General features: G+C 54.0%; 3 protein-coding genes. All 3 read right to left on the bottom strand.

Annotated elements, in window-relative coordinates; genetic code table 11:
• A partial coding sequence (locus tag F8N44_RS31140) for a type II toxin-antitoxin system HipA family toxin (RefSeq protein WP_150653019.1) occupies positions 1-950 on the bottom strand: 950 nt, incomplete at its 3' end.
• Positions 947-1,198 (bottom strand): helix-turn-helix domain-containing protein, encoded by a 252-nt coding sequence (locus F8N44_RS31135; protein ID WP_150651716.1) that lies wholly within the window; start codon positions 1,196-1,198, stop codon positions 947-949. The genes F8N44_RS31135 and F8N44_RS31140, both read right to left, overlap by 4 nt.
• 101 nt (positions 1,199-1,299) lie before the next feature.
• The gene (locus tag F8N44_RS31130; protein WP_150653018.1) at positions 1,300-1,662 is read right to left on the bottom strand and encodes a DUF6124 family protein; all 363 of its coding nucleotides are present in this window, start codon (positions 1,660-1,662) and stop codon (positions 1,300-1,302) included.
• Between the last annotated feature and the right edge of the window lie 221 nt (positions 1,663-1,883).

The following is a 1,883-nucleotide window of genomic DNA, read 5'->3' as shown; positions in this document are numbered from 1 at the left end:
GTGTTGACGATGTCGTAAGCCGGCGCCAGATGTGCATCGCGTTGCGTCGGTTCTGAATAGAGCAGTCCGAAATTTTTCAAATGAGCGTCGCCGTTTCCGACGATGCAACTCAGGGCAACGCTATCGAAGAGTTGATCAAGCGACGTACGCAAGTGTTTCGCCGGGCAAAACACTCGAACAGCCTTGGCGATTGCCGCATAACTCTTGCTGTATTTCTGGTTAGCCGATAGCCCCATCAGCACTGCCATGTCTTCAAAACCAATCGGGTTGAGCTGTTCATCGCGGTCAAAGCGGCGCATGACAAACAGTTTGGCGTTGTCGGAAAGGTAAAACGGTGGAACTGGAATACCCGCCTCTTTCGCCATGGATATGCAAAGGAATTCGTTGATCGCCAGGCCCGGAAATTCGTCTCTGCCACTCTTGATGATCAGATCCGAGGTTTTGGATGTCACTCTCGGCAATTCTATTTCTTGCCGCTCCGGCACCAGCAACTTGGGTTGAACACCTGAAATGCCCGCCCGCAGGATGTAGCGATCAAGCATGTCGGCGAAGATATCTTCCGTACCGTCCCACGTGAGAATCTCTTCGAGTTTTTCTCCCGGAAATTCTTGCGCCTGCAACAGTGCATCAACGGTTTCAGAGCGTACGTGAACCCTGCCAATGGGCGATGTACTGCCGGAAAGCGCCAGTAGCAGCATTGGGTCGACGTTCACAGTCTTGGCCAAGCGGTTGCGCAACTGCTCCAATACATAGCCTTCTGGCAGGTTCATCTGAAAAACAGGGTGCAGCTCGCGCCGACGAAATTCGTCATGTCGCACAGGCATCGAGAGGCTGATCGCCATTTGTGGCGATGCATCTTCGTGATAACGGAAAGTGAAATCATCGGCATCGCTGAAAAGTCTGCCGCTATTACCTTCAGGGGTGCTGACTTGAAGAGAGGCCATTTTCATTCGAATAAATCTCCAAGCTCTTCAAGGGTTGGCATCGTTGCTGGAACCACCGAGAGCTCGCAGTCCAGAGCAGCCAAGACGCGCGCGTAAGCGATCATGCCGACAGAAAGGGTGCCTTTCTCCACCGCGATGACTTTGTATCGCGTCAGTCCCGCGAGATCGGCAAGCTGCGCCTGAGTCAGGCCACGATTTATACGTTTTTCGCGTAATTGATTGCCGAGACGGGTAATTAAAAGAGAGTAATCCATGTTGCGCTACCGTAACATTTTGATGTCAATGTAGCGTATGCAGAACATTTAATCCATTTGACCTAAGAAACCCGCCATAAGGCGGGTTTTTTTGTGGTCGGTTATTCCTTTAGCTCGACATGATCCAGTGCCTGATTCACTGCCAGTTCGCCGAGCATGACCACCTGCGCGATGCCTAGCGCGGTCTTGCGGTGTGAGGTGTCGAGCATGGCGGCGAAGTTGTTGAGCATTTCGCTGGCTGAACCCAGGGTTTCGCTGGCGTTGGCCAGCAGGGATTCGGTGTTGTACTTCGGGTTGGCGAGGTACATGGGTTCGGGTTTATGCGTGCTGGCCATGATGAAGGCTGACGGTTTGAGGTAATGGTCGAGGGCGCGTTCGGCGGCGTCGTTGAGTTTTTTGGAATCGAGGGATTCGTAGGGGGAGGTGGGGTCGGTTTCGGGTGGGTTTGGCGTTGGTTTGATCATGGTGAAGCTCCTGGAGTCATTGGAGCTGCCAGCGTTCGCTGCGAGACGAATGAGGGTGGCAGCTATACGCGGGTCGCAGACCGGGACTCTAGAGCCGGCAGACCCGAAGGTCTCCCACGTACAGCCGCCATAAGCAAAGCGGATGTTGTGCGTCCAGAGATCGACGGGCTGCGAGACCCGATCGCTGATGTGTCAGCGACCGACCCACAATAGAACCCGAC

Source organism: Pseudomonas fluorescens (assembly GCF_902497745.1).
Classification (GTDB): domain Bacteria; phylum Pseudomonadota; class Gammaproteobacteria; order Pseudomonadales; family Pseudomonadaceae; genus Aquipseudomonas; species Aquipseudomonas fluorescens_BM.
This window is presented reverse-complemented; position numbering and strand designations above follow the sequence as displayed.